Below are 14,480 nucleotides of genomic sequence, written 5' to 3' on the forward strand. Positions count from 1 at the left end.
CACCCCTGATTCCGGGGACTCCGGTGGGCTGCACGCGGTCAGGACGTGCAGACGACGTGCTTGGCGTCGTACTTCATCCCGCGGGAGATGCACCAATCCTTGGTGTTCTTGGCGTGCTCGGCGTCCGTCACCGCGAACTTGGTCTCCCTCGGCGAGACGGCCAGCCAGTACGCCCAGTCGCCCGGGGTCGGGTTGAGGACGGCCCGGAGCGCCTCGTCACCGGGGTTGCCGATCGGGGTCGGCGGCAGGCCGGGGTTGAGGTACGTGTTGTACTTGTGCGAGCTGTCGTTGATCTCCTGGTCGGTCAGCTTGGTCCGGCCCAGCTCGTACTGCAAGGTCGTGTCCACTCCGAGCTTGTGCCCGGTGACGTTGGTGGTCAGACGGTTGTACATGGCCCGGGCCATCTTGCCGAAGTCCTCGGAGTTGTTGCCCTCGGCCTGCAGGATGCTGGCCTCGGTCACCACCTCGTACGCGTTCCTCAGGCCGATCTTCTGCGCCGCCTCGTCCAACTTGAGGTCGTTGTAGTGCTGGACCGAGTTGGTCACCATCTGCTTCAGCAGTTCCTCGGGCTTCATGCCGTCGGCGACCGAGTAGCGGGCCGGCCAGAGGAAGCCCTCCGGGTTGTTGTTGGCGTACGCGGGCAGGCCCAGGTTGCCGACCTGGTCCTTGGCGACCTTGGCGGTGGTGCCCTTGTCAAGCTTCAGCTTCTCGTCGATCTTGGCGTAGATGTCCGTGGACTTCAGGCCCTCGGGGATGATCAGCGCGTTGCCGCCGTTCGACTCCACCAGCTCCTTGAACGCGGAGGCGGCGGACATCTGGTGCTTCATCGTGTAGACGCCGGGCTGGATGCCCCGTCCTCGGGGGTCCTTCTCGTACGCGGCCCGAAACGCCTTGAGGCTCTTGACCACGCCGGCGTCCATCAGGATCTTGCCGATCGCGTCGCCACCGGCGCCGGGGGTGACGGTGATGTTGACCGAGCCGGTGCCGTCACCGGCGAAGTCCGGCGGCGGGCCGAAGCGCTGCTGGTACTGGCCGTAGCCCCACCAGCCGGCGCCGCCCGTCGCACCGAGCAGCACCAGGGCGACCACCAGGCAGGCGCCGCTGTTGCGGCGGCCGGACTTCTTGCCCTTCTCCTTGCGCTTGCGCTCGGCCTCGCGGGAGTTGTCCTGTTCGGAGAGGAACGAACCGCGCTCCTCCTCCTCGGCGTACTCGTCCTCGGCCCACTGCTCGGGCTCGCCCGCACGCTCGTCGAACGCGTCCGGCTCGGCCACAGCAGGCGCCCCCGGGTTGTCGAGCGCGGCGGCCTCCGCCTCCCAGTCGATGCCGTCCGGACCGGGCCCCCCGGCCGGCTCGGCCCGCCGGGCCTGCGGCTGAGCGCCCTGGGCCTGCACCGGTTGCGCCATGCCCTGCTGGGACATGCCCGGCTGCTGAACGACCTGCTGCTGCACGCCCTGCTGGGGCATGCCCTGCTGTATCGGCTGCTGCATGCCCTGCTGGACGAACTGCTGCTGACCGCCCTGGGTGCCACCGCGCTGCTGCGGGTAGCCCTGACCGCCCATCTGCATCTGCTGCTGAGGCACACCCTGCTGCGGCATCTGCTGTTGCGGCATCTGCTGCTGCGGAACGCCCTGCTGCGGCATCGCCTGCCCGGGCACGAAGCCCTGCTCCTGGCCGAACTGCTGCTGCACGAACTGCTGCTGACCGCCCTGCGTCATCCCCTGCTGGGGCATGACCTGCTGCGGATACCCCTGCGGCTGCTGCTGGACGAAGCCCTGCTGCTGCGAATAGCCCTGGCCACCCATCGGCGCCTGCTGCTGCGGTACCTGCTGCATCTGCTGCTGCGGCACACCCTGCTGAGGCATCTGCTGCTGCGGGAACCCCTGCTGCGGCACGCCTTGTTGCGGCACACCCTGCTGCTCGAGGTACCCCTGCGGGTACTGCTGCCCGAGGTCCTGCTGACCGTACTGCGGGGGCTGCTGCTGTTCTCCGGGGAACCACGCCTGGTCGCCCTGGGCACCGTAGCGCCCGCTCTGATCAGTCATTGATCCCCTTACCGCGTCCAGGGTGTCCGTCGAACGGGCGCGCTAGTAAACGCCCGTGCTGGGAGACGTTACCGTACCGCAGCGTAGCCAACGGGCGTCGCTCCCTGTTGATCAGGGGACGGAAGGTGCGGGGGCGGAGTCGGTCGGGGACGGGTTCTGTGCACGGTGTGCGTTGAACTCGTCGACGTTCTTCCGTTGTTGGTCGGAGCTGTCGGTGAAGCGGGTGTCGCCGGGTTGGACGGTCACGAAGTACAGCCAGTCACCGTCGGCGGGGTGGATCGCGGCGCGCAGCGCGTCCCGGCCGGGGTTGCCGATGGGGGTGGGTGGCAGGCCGGGGTGGGCGTAGGTGTTGAACGGGGAGTCGAGCCTGGTGTCGGCCACGGTGGTGGTGAGGGTGGAGCGGCCGAGCGCGTAGTTGATGGTGGAGTCGAGCTGCAGCGGCATGTTCTTCGCCAGCCGGTTGTAGACGACCCGGGCGACCTTGGCCATGTCCTCGGGGTTGTCGGCCTCGGCCTGGGCGAGGCTGGCGACGGCGAGCACGCCGTAGGGGGAGATGTTGTTCGCGGCGGCGGCGTCGGCGATCGCGCCGCCGCCGAGCTCGGTGTCGGCTTCCTTCACCATTTCCTGGAGCAGGCTGAGTGCCGTGGTGTCGCCGGTGACGGGGTAGGTCGCCGGGAACAGGTAGCCCTCGGGGTGACCGCTCGCGTCGGCGGGCAGCCCGAGTTCGGCGAGGTGCTCTTCGACGGTGGCCTTGGTGGTGCCGGCGGCCAGGCCGAGCCGGGAGTCGATGGCGGCGTAGACCTGGGTGGAGCGCCAGCCTTCGGGGATGGTCAGGGCGTTGGCGTTGGCGGGGTCGAGCAGCATGTTGAGTGCCGCGGTGGCCGACATCTTCTCCTTGAGGGTGTAGGTGCCGGGTTGGATCCGGTTGCTGGCCGGACTCTTGGCGGCGGCCTCGGTGAACGCCCTGGTGGAGGCGACGACGTGTTTGGCCGTCAGGGTCTTGCCGATCTGGGTGACGCTGGCGCCCTGGGCCACCGACACCTGTACCCGTCCGGTGCCGGCGCCGGCGAAGTCGGGGGCGGGTTTCTTGCCCTCGGGCCAGACCAGGAACAGCGCGACGGCGCCGGCGGTCGCCACCCCGAGCAGGCCGGCCACGCTGAGGCAGCAGGCGGCGCCGGTGCGCAGTCGGCCGGGGTCCGGCGGCTCGACGCCGTACGGCAGGCCGGGCGGGGCGCCCTCGGGTTCGAGGACGGGAGCGCCGAGGTGACCGGGGGTCAGTCCGGGGGCGGTGTACGGGTCGGTCACGGTGGGGCCTCCCGGCGGCGGGCAAACGATCGGGGCCCGTGCGGACGCGCGTCCGCACGGGCCCCGATCGGGAACCTAGACCTGGCCGGTCAGGCCACCGGCTCGACACTCTCGCCGGGTGCGCGTCCGCTCACCCGTTCGGTCTCAAGCGCGGACTGGAGGATCACCACGGCCGCGGCCTGGTCGATCACCGAGCGGCCCTTCTTCGAGGACCGGCCGGAGGCGCGCAGCCCGGCGGCGGCGGTGACGGTGGTCATCCGCTCGTCCACCAGCCGCACGCCGACCGGGTAGGTCAGCATGGCCAGCCGGCCCGCGTACTCGCGGACCTTGGCTGCGGCCGGGCCTTCCTTGCCGCTCAGTGAGCGCGGCAGGCCGACCACCACCTCGATCGCGTCGTACTCCTCGACGATCGCCTTGAGCCGGGCCTGCGAGCGGCCCCCGGCGGGGACGGTCTCCACGGGTGTGGCGATCAGCCCGTCGGGGTCGCAGACCGCGACCCCGATCCGGGCGTCACCCACGTCGACGGCGATCCGCCGGCCGCGCCGGAAGACCTTCTCTTCGGTGTGCTCCTCGCTCACGCGCGCTCGGCCACCAGTGCCCGGACGGCCTCGATCGCCTCGCCGACGGCGGCCGGGTTGGTGCCGCCGCCCTGCGCCACGTCGTCCTTGCCGCCACCGCCGCCGCCGAGCGTCTTCGCCGCGGTGCGGACCAGCTCGCCGGCCTTGATGCCGCGGGCGCGGGCGTCCTCGCTGGTGGCGATGACGGTCAGCGGGCGGTCATTGGCGACGGTGAACGCCGCGACCACGGCCGGGCGGTTGCCGAGCCGGGCGCGGACGTCCAGCACCAGCTTGCGCAGCTCGTCCGCACCGGTGCCGTCACCGACCCGGGCGGCGACCAGGGCCACGCCCTTGACGTCCTCCGCGCCCTCGGCGAGGCCCGCGGCGGCCTGCAGCACCTTCTCGGCGCGGAACTTCTCGATCTCCTTCTCGGCGTCCTTGAGCTTGGCGAGCATGCCGGAGATCTTCTCCGGGAGCTCCTCCGGACGGCCCTTGACCAGCTCGGTGAGCTGGGAGACCACCGTGTGCTCGCGGGCCAGGAACTTGTACGCGTCGACGCCGACCAGCGCCTCCACGCGGCGCACGCCGGAGCCGATCGAGGACTCGCCGAGCAGCTTCACCAGGCCCAGCTGGGCGGTGTTGCCGACGTGCGTGCCACCGCACAGTTCCTTGGAGAAGTCGCCGATGGTGACCACGCGGACCGAGTCGCCGTACTTCTCGCCGAACATCGCGATGGCGCCCTGCTTGCGGGCCTGGTCCATCGTCATGACCTCGGCGGTGACGTCCAGCTCGCGGGTCAGCACGTCGTTGATCTTCTGCTCGACGTCGACCAGCACGCTGCCGGGCACGGCGGCGGGCGAGCCGAAGTCGAAGCGGAAGCGGCCCGGCGCGTTCTCGGAGCCGGCCTGGGCGGCCGTCGGGCCGAGCGCGTCGCGCAGCGCCTGGTGGGTCAGGTGGGTCGCCGAGTGGGCGCGGGCGATGGCCCGGCGGCGCTCGGTGTCGATGGTGGCGTACGCGGACGCGCCGAGCACCACCTCGCCGAACAGCACCCCGCCGGAGTGCACGATGACGCCCGGCACCGGCTGCTGCACGTCGCGGATCTCGACGACCGCGCCGGAGTCCAGCCGGATCCGGCCGTGGTCGGCGAGCTGGCCGCCGCCCTCGGCGTAGAACGGGGTGCGGTCGAGGATCAGCTCGACCTCGTCGCCCTCGCTGGCGGCCGGCGACGGGACGCCGTCCACCAGCAGGCCGACCACGGTGGCCTCGCCCTCGGTGTGGTTGTAGCCGGTGAAGACGGACGCGCCGGCGCTGTCGGCGACCTCGCGGTACGCGGCGACGTCGGCGTGGCCCATCTTCTTCGCCTTGGCGTCGGCCTTGGCGCGGTCCCGCTGCTCCTGCATCAGGCGGCGGAAGCCGGCCTCGTCGACCTGGAGGCCCTGCTCCTCGGCCATCTCCAGGGTCAGGTCGATCGGGAAGCCGTAGGTGTCGTGCAGCTTGAACGCCTGCTCGCCGGAGAGCACCACGCTGCCGCCGGCCTTGGTCTCGGTGACGGCGGCGTCCAGCAGGTTGGTGCCGGAGCGCAGGGTCTGCAGGAAGGCGTTCTCCTCGGCGACCACGACCGTCTCGATGCGCTTGCGGTCGGTCTCCAGCTCCGGGTACTGCGGGGCCATCGCCTTGATCGAGATGTCGATCAGGTCCTTGGCGACCGGCCCGGTGGCGCCGAGCAGGCGCATGTTGCGGATCGCGCGGCGCAGGATGCGGCGCAGCACGTAACCGCGGCCCTCGTTGCCGGGGGTGACGCCGTCACCGACCAGCATCAGCGCGGTGCGGAAGTGGTCGGTGACCACGCGCAGCGAGACGTCCGACTTGTGGTCGGCGCCGTAGGTGTGGCCGGTGAGCTCGGCGGCGCGGTCGAGGATCATCCGGCTGGTGTCGATCTCGAACAGGTTGTCGACGTCCTGCAGGACGGCGGCGAGGCGCTCCAGGCCGAGGCCGGTGTCGATGTTCTTGCTCGGCAGGTCGCCGAGGATCTCGAACCCGTCCTTGCCGTCGCCGTGGCCGCGCTCGTACTGCATGAAGACCAGGTTCCAGATCTCCAGGTAGCGCTCGCCGTTGACCGCCGGGCCGCCCTCCTCGCCGTACGCGGGGCCGCGGTCGTAGTTGATCTCCGAGCACGGGCCGCACGGGCCGGGAACGCCCATCGACCAGAAGTTGTCCTTCATGCCCAGGCGCTGGATCCGCTCGGACGGGACGCCGATGACGTCACGCCAGATCTGCTCGGCCTCGTCGTCGTCCTTGTAGACGGTGATCCAGAGCTTCTCGGGGTCCAGGCCGTAGCCGCCGTCCGCGACGGAGCTGGTGAGCAGCTCCCAGGCGAACTTGATGGCGCCTTCCTTGAAGTAGTCGCCGAACGAGAAGTTGCCGCACATCTGGAAGAACGAGCCGTGCCGGGTGGTCTTCCCGACCTCCTCGATGTCCAGGGTGCGGACGCACTTCTGCACGCTGGTGGCGCGCGAGAACTGCGGCTTGACCTCGCCGAGGAAGTACGGCTTGAAGGGCACCATGCCGGCGTTGACCAGCAGCAGGGTGGGGTCGTCGGCGACCAGCGAGGCCGACGGTACGACGGTGTGGCCGCGCTCCTCGAAGAAGCGCAGCCAGCGGCGGCGGATCTCTGCCGACTCCATCAGTGGGGGTCCTTCCGATCGGTCGTGCTGCCCGGCAGCTCGCGCTGACGGGGCTTGGCAACGATTGTCTGGGGGGTGGTGCGGCGGGTGCCGCGGGACGTGGGCAGGGCGGCGGCCGGGGAGCCCGGGGCCGCCGAGATAGCTCGGCCACCGCTCGACCCGGCCGCGCCGCTGAGCGTGCGGCGGCGGGGCGGCTCGACGACCGCGGTGCCGTCCAGGCCGAGGTCGGCGCGCAGCTGCTGCTCGCGCTCGGCCATGCCGGCCTTCACGTCGCGGGCGAACTGCCGGGCGGCATCGCCGAGTTGGAGCGCGCCGCGGGCGGCGGTGCCGGACAGTGAGTCGGGCGTGAGGCGGTGCACCGCCTCGTTGGCCTTGTTCATGGCCCAGACGGTGGCGCCCGCGCCGACCGCCATCCAGAAGATTCTGCGCACCATCGCCGGTCAGCCCCTCACGGCCCGGCGGACCCGGGCCAGCAGCCCGCCGCGCGGCGCGGTCGCGGCCCGAACCTCGGCCCGGATCAGCCGGGCCAGCTCCTCGCGCTCACCGCTCTGCTGCGGCACCACGGGCCCGGCCTGCTGCCGGTTCACGGCCCGGCGCACGCCGTAGCTGAACGCGGCCAGCTTCACCAGCGGCCCGCCGACGGTGGCGGCCACCGTCGAGGACAGCGCCTTGGCGTCGGCCGCCGCGTCCTGGACGTTGGCGGTGATCTCGTCGACCCGCTCCAGCTGCTCGTGCGCGCTGCGGACGGCGGCGTTCGCGTCCTGCAGCAGCGGCACGGCCTGCTCGGTGACGGCGGAGACCAGGACGGTCGCCTCCCGCAGCACCTTGGACAGCCGGATCAGGACCACGGCGAGCAGGGTGACCAGGACCGCCCAGAAGACGGCGACCAGCAGCCCGGCCAGCTCTCCCACGGACACCTTCGCGCGCTCCCTCGCCTGTCGCTGCGACACTCTTGCAATCCGGGGTTGCGCAACTATCACAATCCCAGAGCTGAACCCTACCGTGGCGGCCGACCGCTCCCCGACCGGATATCGGCAGGTACGCCCGCCCCCGAACCGGTCGGATGTGCGAACACCGCGCGTAACCTACCGCCCGGTCACCTCGTTGGGGAGTTGGCTCGCGGAAGCGCGCGCCCACCGGTGAACGGGTTCCTAGCGACGGGGGCGTCCCTATGGATGGCATGGCGGCAGCGCCGAGAGAACCGGGCCGACTGCCCGCCGAAGCCACCCCGTTCATCGGCCGGGCCGCCGAACTCGAGGCCCTGACCGCCCTGTTGGGCCGCTCCCGGCTGGTCACCGTGACCGGCCCGGGCGGGGTCGGCAAGTCCCGGCTGGCGCTGCGGGCCGCCGCCCGGCTCGCCCCCGACTTCCCGGACGGCACGCGGCTCGCCGACCTCGCGCCGGTCCGTGATCCGCTGCTGCTCGGCCCCGCCGTACGGGCCGCCCTGGACCCCACCGGCCGGTTGCCGCTCGCCGACCGCCGCGTGCTGCTGGTGCTGGACGGCTGCGAGCACCTGGTCGACGCCTGTGCCGAACTGGTCGACTCGCTGCTGCGCGCCGCGCCCGGGCTGCGGGTGCTGGCCACCTCCCGCCAGTCGCTGCGGGCGGCCGGCGAGCACCTGCTGCCGCTGGCCCCGCTGCCGGTCGAGCCGGGAGGCGGCGGGGCCGACTCGGAGGCGATGCGGCTGTTCGCCGACCGGGCCGCCGCCGCCCGGCCCGGCTTCCGCCTGGCGGGCGCCAACCGCGCCGAGGTGGCGCTGCTCTGCCGCCGCCTGGACGGCCTCCCGCTGGCCCTGGAGCTGGCCGCCGGCCGGTTGCGCGCGCTGTCCGTGGAGCAGCTGCTGGCCCGGCTGGACGACCGCTTCCGGCTGCTCACCGGCGGCGGCCGCACCGCTCCGTCCCGGCACCGGACGATGCGCACGGCGATCGGCTGGAGCCACGAACTCTGCACCATGCAGGAACGTTTACTCTGGGCCCGCCTGTCGGTCTTCGCCGGCGACTTCGACCTGGACGCCGCCGAATACGTCTGCGGCGGCCACGGACTGGACCTCGACGACGTCCTCGCCCTGCTCGACTCGCTGGCCGACAAGTCCGTCCTGGAACGCCACGACGGCGAACCCGCCCGGTTCCGGATGCTCGACACCCTGCGCGACTACGGCGGCCACTGGCTGCGGGCCGGCGACGACCACCGGCGGCTGCTGCGCCGCCACCGCGACTGGTATCTGGGCGTCGCCACCTGGGGCGAGGTCGAGTGGTTCGGCCCCCGGCAGGCCGAGACCGCCGAACGCACCCGGCTCGCCCACCCGAACCTGCGCGCCGCCCTGGAGTTCTCGCTCACCGAACCCGGCGAGGAACAGCCCGCCCTCACCCTGGCCGGCGCCCTCTGGTACTTCTGGCTCGGCACCGGCCTGCTCGGCGAGGGCCGCCACTGGCTCGACCGCGCCCTCGCCCGCGCCCCCGAAGCGACCGAAGCCCGCGCCAAGGCCCTCTGGGTCACCGGCCACCTCGCCACCCTCCAGGGCGACCCGGCCCGCGCCCGCCCCGCCCTCGACCGGTGCCACCGCCAGGCCCTGGCCACCGGCGACCGCCGGGCCCTCGCCCACGCCGTCCACCGCCAGGGCTGCGCCGCCCTGATCGGCGACGACCCGGCCCGCGCCGCCGAACTCCTCGACGAGGCCCTGCGGCACTACACCGCCCTCGGCGAGCTCGACACCCACGTCCTGATGGCCATGGCCGAACTCGCCCTGGCCCACCTGTTTCTCGGCGACGACCCGGGCGCCGCCGCCTGGGCGGAACGCGTCCGGCAGACCTGCGAGGCGCACGGCGAGCAGTGGGCGCACGCCTACGGCCTGTACACGCTGGCCCACGCCCGCCGGCAGTCCGGCGAACCGCGGGCCGCCCGGGGCTTCGCCCGCGACTCGATCCGCCTCACCCACCCGCTGGGCGACCCGCTCGGCCTCGCCCTCGCGATGGACCTGCTGGCCCTGCTCACCACCGAGGACCCCGCCCCCGACCCGTACGAGGCACGCGTCCTGCAGGGCGCCGCCCACCGGCTCTGGACGGCCCTCGGCACCCCGTTCCTCGGCTCCCGCACCTTCCGCGGCCCGCACCGCACCTGCGAGCAGCGCGCCCGCGCCGCCCTCACCGCGCAGCAGTACGAGGAAGCGTTCCGGCTCGGCACCCGCCTCGACCTCGACACCGTCGTCCACCGCGCCCTGAACACCTGACCGGAAACGGGAAACGCCCCCGCGGTCCGAAGACCGAGGGGGCGTTCCGCTCGCGGGTCAGCGCGAGTAGTACTCGACGACCAGCTGCTCGTCGCAGACAACCGGAACCTCGCGGCGCTGCGGCGCGCGGTCCAGGCGGAAGGCCAGGGCCTTCAGGTTGACCTCGAGGTACTTCGGGGTCTGGCCCTCGCCGGCGTTGCCACCCTCGCGAGCCACCTGGAAGGGGACCTTCTCCTTGGACTTTTCCTTCACCGTGACGACGTAGCCCGGCTTCATCTGGAACGACGGCTTGTTGACCTTCGAGCCGTTGACCTCGATGTGACCGTGCACGACCATCTGGCGGGCCTGGTAGATGGTGCGGGCGATGCCCGAACGCAGAACCAGGGCGTCGAGGCGGACCTCCAGCAGGGCGACGAGCGCCTCACCGGTCTTGCCCTCGACCTTCTTGGCGGCCTCGAAGGCACGCGCCATCTGCTTCTCGCTGAGGTCGTACTGCGCGCGCAGACGCTGCTTCTCGGTCAGACGGACCTTGTAGTCAGAGTTCTGCTTGCGGCCACGGCCGTGCTGGCCGGGCGGGTACGGGCGGGCCTCGAAGTACTTGACGGACTTCGGGGTCAGCGGAACGCCGAGAGCACGGGCGATCTTGACCTTGGGGCGCTTCTGGTTCGCCATGTTTCCTTTTCCTGTTCAGATACGGCTGTCACCAGGTGTTGACGGAGGACGCTTCTCGCGGCCCGGAGAAAAACCGTCCGTCGCCGGATGGTCAGCCGCTCTCCGCGACCGGGCACTATGTGCTTGCACACGAGACGCCCACCGACCGGGAAAGGTGGCGGGCTGCCCGCGACACCGAAAACCGGTGCGCGCCGCTCCTGGAGAACTCCCTTGCGGGAGGCCTCCGTTGGTTGCCCCGCTGGTGCGGCCGGTCGTTCCTCGCGGAACCCCGGGCCCGGGACACACTGCGGACAGTCTACAGGCTGTTCACTCGCCCTTGAGCCGGGCCCTGGTCCACTCCGCGATCTCCGCGTACCGGGCCTCGCCACCCCGCCTGGTCGGCTTGTAGTACTCCTTGCCGTGCACCGCGTCCGGCGCGTACTGCTGCGCCGCGATGCCCTCCGCCAGGTCGTGCGGGTACTGGTATCCCTTGCCGTGCCCGAGCTTCTTCGCCCCGCCGTAGTGCGCGTCCCGCAGATGCGGCGGCACCGCGCCCGCCAGCCCCTGCCGGACGTCCGCCAGCGCGGCGTCGATCGCCAGGTACGCGGCGTTCGACTTCGGCGCCAGCGCGAGCGCGATCGCCGCCTGCGACAGGATGATCCGCGCCTCCGGGAACCCGATCAGCGCCACCGCCTGCGCCGCCGCGACCGCCGTCGACAGCGCGGTCGGATCGGCCAGCCCGATGTCCTCGCTCGCCGAGATCATCAAGCGGCGCGCGATGAACCGCGGGTCCTCCCCCGCCTCGATCATCCGCGCCAGGTAGTGCAGCGTGGCATCCACATCACTGCCCCGGATCGACTTGATCAGCGCACTCGCCACGTCGTAGTGCTGATCGCCGTCCCGGTCGTACCGCACCGCCGCCTTGTTCACGGCCGTCTCGGTCGCCGCCAGCGTCAGCACGCCCCCGCCCTGCTCCAGCGCCGCCCCCGCCGCCGCCTCCAGCATGGTCAACGCCCGCCGGGCATCACCCCCGGCCAACCGCACCAGGTGGTCCTCCGCCTCCTCCGCCAGCTCCACGCTCCCGCCGAGCCCGCGCTCGTCGGTGGTCGCCCGGCGCAGCAGGACGCGAATGTCCTCGTCGGTCAGCGACTCCAGGGTCAGCAGCAACGACCGCGACAGCAGCGGCGAAATGATCGAGAAGTACGGGTTCTCGGTGGTCGCCGCGATCAGCGTCACCCACCGGTTCTCCACCGCCGGGAGCAAGGAATCCTGCTGTGCCTTCGAGAACCGGTGGATCTCGTCCAGGAACAGCACCGTCTCCCGCCCGGTCATCCCGACCGCCCGACGCGCCCCCTCGATCACCGCCCGGACTTCCTTGACCCCGTGCGTGATCGCTGAAAGCTCGACGAACCGCCCCTCCACCGCCTGGCTGATCACATGCGCCAGCGTGGTCTTCCCCGTCCCCGGCGGCCCCCACAGAATCACCGAACTCGTCGCCGCCGGCCCCTTGGCCCCCGCCACCAGCCGCCGCAACGGCGACCCGTCCTTCAACAGCTGCTGCTGCCCCGCCACCTCGTCCAACGTCCGCGGCCGCATCCGCACCGCCAGTGGGGCGCGCCCCGGCTCGGCACTCTGGCGTTCCTCGGCTGCATGCGTGAAAAGGTCGGGCTCGTCCACGGAACGCAACCCTATACGGTGCGAAATCAGGGGCGCGGGGAACTGCGCGAAGGGGAACGCACCCGTCAGCCAGATCGCGACGCAGGACAATGACCTGCACGTGATCGCGACCTTGCGGACATGATGTGCGCTTGTCACGCAGTCCCCCTGCGCCCCTGTTCTCACGCCCCTCCGCTCGCGCAGGTCTCCCCGCGCCCGCCTGCTCTCAGCCCTCCGACGGCCGGTGCAGCAGGACGACGTCGAACTCCTCCATCCCGTAGATCACCGTCCCGGAAGCCTTGCTCGCCGCCCCCCGCACCGCCGCCTGCGCCCCGCGCGAGGCCTCGAACGCCCCCCGGTCCGCGAAGATCGTCCCGACCACCCCTACCGACCGCCCGCGGTCGATGAGCATGGCGGCGCCCACATACCCGTCGATCTCCCTGATCGCCGGGAGGCCGCTCTCCTCGAAGCCCTTCACCACCCCGTCCAACCCGGCCGCGTCGTACGCGAAGCGAGTCAGCCGGAAGCCCCCGTTCTCCACCGCGGGCCCGGGCTCCGCCGCGACAACGTCCCAGCGGTTGACGGCAACGGTCGCGGCGAACGGCACCAGCAACGTGTCCCGCCGGTCGGCCAACGCGGTGTCACTCGCGGCTTCGTGTTCGGGGCTGTCCCACCAGGAGCCCATGGTGAGCGTGCCGAGCGCCCGGTTGGCGAACAGCCCGTAGCCGCGGTAGCCGGGCTGGGCGGAGAGGAGTTCGACGGACTCGCCGCGCAGCGCGTCGAGGCTGTCCTCCAGCAGGGCGGGGTCTCCGGTGGCGTAGACGGTGCGGACATACATGGGAGTGCCTCCAGCCGTTGCGGGATCCCCTCCATCGCACGCCCGCCCCCTCGGCCGGGTCAACCGGGGGCGGTCACCGGGCGAGCAGTGTCGCGGTGTGGTCGAAGACGTACTTCTGGAGGTCGCGCGGCGGCCGCTGGTACCCGCGTGGTTCGGGCCGGGCCGGAAGTGTGATCGCCGGGCGGACCACCTCGTGGTACGGGACGGAGGACAGCAGGTGGGCGATCATGTTGAGCCGGGCGCGGCGCTTGTCGTCGCTGTCGACGACGTTCCACGGGGATTCGGGGATGTCGGTGTAGACGAACATCTCGTCCTTGGCCCGCGAGTAGTCCTCCCAGCGGGTGATGGATTCGACGTCCATCGGGGAGAGCTTCCACTGCCGCATGGGGTCGTCGAGGCGGTCGCGGAAGCGGCGTTCCTGTTCGATGTCACTGACCGAGAACCAGTACTTGCGCAGCACGATGCCCGCTTCGATGAGCATCCGTTCGAAGGTGGGGCACTGGTGGAGGAACTGCCAGTACTCCTCCTCGGTGCAGAATCCCATCACCTTCTCGACGCCGGCCCGGTTGTACCAGGACCGGTCGAACAGCACCATCTCGCCGGCCGCCGGGAGCTGCTCGACGTAGCGCTGGAAGTACCACTGACCGCGCTGGCGTTCGGTGGGGGCGGGGAGGGCGACGATCCGGGCGATGCGGGGGTTGAGGTATTCGGTGACGCGTTTGATCGCGCCGCCCTTGCCGGCGGCGTCCCGGCCCTCGAAGATCACGACCATCCGGATGCCCTCGCTGCGCACCCACTCCTGCATCTTGACCAGCTCCTGCTGGAGCCGCAGCAGTTCGGGTTCGTAGATCCGCTTCGGGATGCGCGGGGCGCTCTTGGCGCCGCGGGGCTTCCTGCCTCGCTTGGGGTCCGCCACTTCATGTGCCTTTCTCACCGTGCCGCCGACGAGCACTCACGCTACGGGCCGCCGGTGGTCGACGCAGGTCGGCCGACGGCCAGTGGCGGGCGTCGGTCAGATTTCGTCGAACGGCGCCGCGTAGCGGCAGACGCCGTGCGGGGCGCTGTCCGCGCCGGACAGCAGGAGTACCTGGAAGTACACGTCAGGGACGTCGTACGGGCCGCTGATGCGGTGTCCGGAGGCGGGCGCGAAGCCGAACCGCCCGTAGTAGCCGGGGTCGCCGAGGACCACCACGACGCGCTCGCCGGCTTCCGCGGCGGCGGTCAGCGCGGCCCGGACCACGGCGGTGCCGACGCCCTTGCGCTGCCATTCGGGGGCGACGGCGACGGGGGCGAGGGCGAGTCCCTTGCCGTTGCCGATCTTCAGCCGGGTGAGCAGGGCGTGGCCGATGACGACCTCGCGGTCGTCGACGGCGACCAGGGAGAGTTCCGGCAGCCAGGCGGGGTCACGGCGCAGCGCGTCCACCAGGTCCGCCTCTTCGGGGCCTGGGAAGGCCGCCATGTGCACGCGCCGGGTCTCGGCGGTGTCGGTGGGGAGTTCAACTCTGGTTCGTACGGTCATCC

The 14,480-nt window shown here is 71.7% G+C and carries 13 protein-coding genes; 2 read left to right on the plus strand and 11 right to left on the minus strand.

The annotated features are described in order from the left end of the window. Positions 1 to 38: 38 nt before the first annotated feature. Positions 39 to 1,418 (minus strand): endolytic transglycosylase MltG, encoded by a 1,380-nt coding sequence (gene mltG, locus ACFYS8_RS20420; protein ID WP_387642910.1) that lies wholly within the window; start codon positions 1,416 to 1,418, stop codon positions 39 to 41. On the opposite strand from mltG (ACFYS8_RS20420), the gene ACFYS8_RS20425 reads away from it, so the two are divergent. Continuing rightward, positions 1,395 to 2,045 carry a hypothetical protein gene (locus tag ACFYS8_RS20425; RefSeq protein ID WP_387642911.1) on the plus strand — a complete coding sequence of 217 codons (651 nt, stop codon included), beginning with the start codon at positions 1,395 to 1,397 and terminating at the stop codon, positions 2,043 to 2,045. The genes mltG (ACFYS8_RS20420) and ACFYS8_RS20425 overlap by 24 nt on opposite strands. 108 nt (positions 2,046 to 2,153) lie before the next feature. On the opposite strand, the gene mltG (ACFYS8_RS20430) is transcribed toward ACFYS8_RS20425, so the two are convergent. The 5 genes from mltG (ACFYS8_RS20430) to ACFYS8_RS20450 all read right to left on the minus strand — a co-directional run bounded on the left by mltG (ACFYS8_RS20430) (position 2,154) and on the right by ACFYS8_RS20450 (position 7,505). Beyond that, entirely contained in the window at positions 2,154 to 3,347 is a 1,194-nt protein-coding gene (gene mltG, locus ACFYS8_RS20430) for an endolytic transglycosylase MltG (protein WP_387642912.1), read from the minus strand. 89 nt (positions 3,348 to 3,436) lie between these two features. Next, the gene (gene ruvX, locus ACFYS8_RS20435) at positions 3,437 to 3,925 is read right to left on the minus strand and encodes a Holliday junction resolvase RuvX (RefSeq protein ID WP_387642913.1); all 489 of its coding nucleotides are present in this window, start codon (positions 3,923 to 3,925) and stop codon (positions 3,437 to 3,439) included. Beyond that, positions 3,922 to 6,588 carry an alanine--tRNA ligase gene (alaS, locus tag ACFYS8_RS20440; RefSeq protein WP_387642914.1) on the minus strand — a complete coding sequence of 889 codons (2,667 nt, stop codon included), beginning with the start codon at positions 6,586 to 6,588 and terminating at the stop codon, positions 3,922 to 3,924. The genes ruvX and alaS overlap by 4 nt, the downstream gene beginning before the upstream one ends. Continuing rightward, complete coding sequence (locus tag ACFYS8_RS20445; RefSeq protein ID WP_387642915.1) at positions 6,588 to 7,022, minus strand: DUF6167 family protein; 435 nt, start codon at positions 7,020 to 7,022, stop codon at positions 6,588 to 6,590. The genes alaS and ACFYS8_RS20445 overlap by 1 nt, the downstream gene beginning before the upstream one ends. 6 nt (positions 7,023 to 7,028) lie before the next feature. Then, complete coding sequence (locus ACFYS8_RS20450; RefSeq protein WP_387642916.1) at positions 7,029 to 7,505, minus strand: DUF948 domain-containing protein; 477 nt, start codon at positions 7,503 to 7,505, stop codon at positions 7,029 to 7,031. A gap of 263 nt (positions 7,506 to 7,768) precedes the next feature. Here ACFYS8_RS20450 and ACFYS8_RS20455 point away from each other — a divergent pair, with 263 nt between their 5' ends. Then, positions 7,769 to 9,814, plus strand: coding sequence for an ATP-binding protein (locus ACFYS8_RS20455; protein WP_387642917.1), 2,046 nt, complete (start codon positions 7,769 to 7,771; stop codon positions 9,812 to 9,814). A 57-nt stretch (positions 9,815 to 9,871) separates the two neighbouring features. On the opposite strand, the gene rpsD is transcribed toward ACFYS8_RS20455, so the two are convergent. The 5 genes from rpsD to ACFYS8_RS20480 all read right to left on the minus strand — a co-directional run bounded on the left by rpsD (position 9,872) and on the right by ACFYS8_RS20480 (position 14,478). Next, on the minus strand, positions 9,872 to 10,486 hold the full coding sequence (rpsD, locus tag ACFYS8_RS20460) for a 30S ribosomal protein S4 (RefSeq protein WP_035860039.1): 615 nt from the start codon (positions 10,484 to 10,486) through the stop codon (positions 9,872 to 9,874). A gap of 306 nt (positions 10,487 to 10,792) precedes the next feature. Next, positions 10,793 to 12,142, minus strand: coding sequence for a replication-associated recombination protein A (locus tag ACFYS8_RS20465; protein ID WP_387643039.1), 1,350 nt, complete (start codon positions 12,140 to 12,142; stop codon positions 10,793 to 10,795). A gap of 205 nt (positions 12,143 to 12,347) precedes the next feature. Then, positions 12,348 to 12,959, minus strand: a complete 612-nt coding sequence (locus tag ACFYS8_RS20470) for a hypothetical protein (RefSeq protein WP_387642918.1) — start codon at positions 12,957 to 12,959, stop codon at positions 12,348 to 12,350. A 73-nt stretch (positions 12,960 to 13,032) separates the two neighbouring features. Continuing rightward, entirely contained in the window at positions 13,033 to 13,821 is a 789-nt protein-coding gene (gene ppk2 / locus ACFYS8_RS20475) for a polyphosphate kinase 2 (protein WP_387643040.1), read from the minus strand. Positions 13,822 to 13,971: 150 nt separating this feature from the next. Continuing rightward, positions 13,972 to 14,478 carry a GNAT family N-acetyltransferase gene (locus tag ACFYS8_RS20480; protein WP_387642919.1) on the minus strand — a complete coding sequence of 169 codons (507 nt, stop codon included), beginning with the start codon at positions 14,476 to 14,478 and terminating at the stop codon, positions 13,972 to 13,974. Positions 14,479 to 14,480 lie beyond the last annotated feature (2 nt).

Origin of the sequence: Kitasatospora sp. NPDC004615, assembly GCF_042873545.1 — a bacterium.
In the GTDB taxonomy this organism is placed as follows: domain Bacteria; phylum Actinomycetota; class Actinomycetes; order Streptomycetales; family Streptomycetaceae; genus Kitasatospora.

Coding starts and splice junctions, on each gene's coding strand:
- mltG (WP_387642910.1), bottom strand. CDS start 1,418: ATGTCCCAGCAGGGCATGGCGCAACCGGTGCAGGCCCAGGGCGCTCAG.
- alaS (WP_387642914.1), bottom strand. CDS start 6,588: ATGGAGTCGGCAGAGATCCGCCGCCGCTGGCTGCGCTTCTTCGAGGAG.
- ACFYS8_RS20445 (WP_387642915.1), bottom strand. CDS start 7,022: ATGGTGCGCAGAATCTTCTGGATGGCGGTCGGCGCGGGCGCCACCGTC.
- ACFYS8_RS20455 (WP_387642917.1), top strand. CDS start 7,769: ATGGCGGCAGCGCCGAGAGAACCGGGCCGACTGCCCGCCGAAGCCACC.
- rpsD (WP_035860039.1), bottom strand. CDS start 10,486: ATGGCGAACCAGAAGCGCCCCAAGGTCAAGATCGCCCGTGCTCTCGGC.
- ACFYS8_RS20470 (WP_387642918.1), bottom strand. CDS start 12,959: ATGTATGTCCGCACCGTCTACGCCACCGGAGACCCCGCCCTGCTGGAG.
- ACFYS8_RS20480 (WP_387642919.1), bottom strand. CDS start 14,478: ATGACCGTACGAACCAGAGTTGAACTCCCCACCGACACCGCCGAGACC.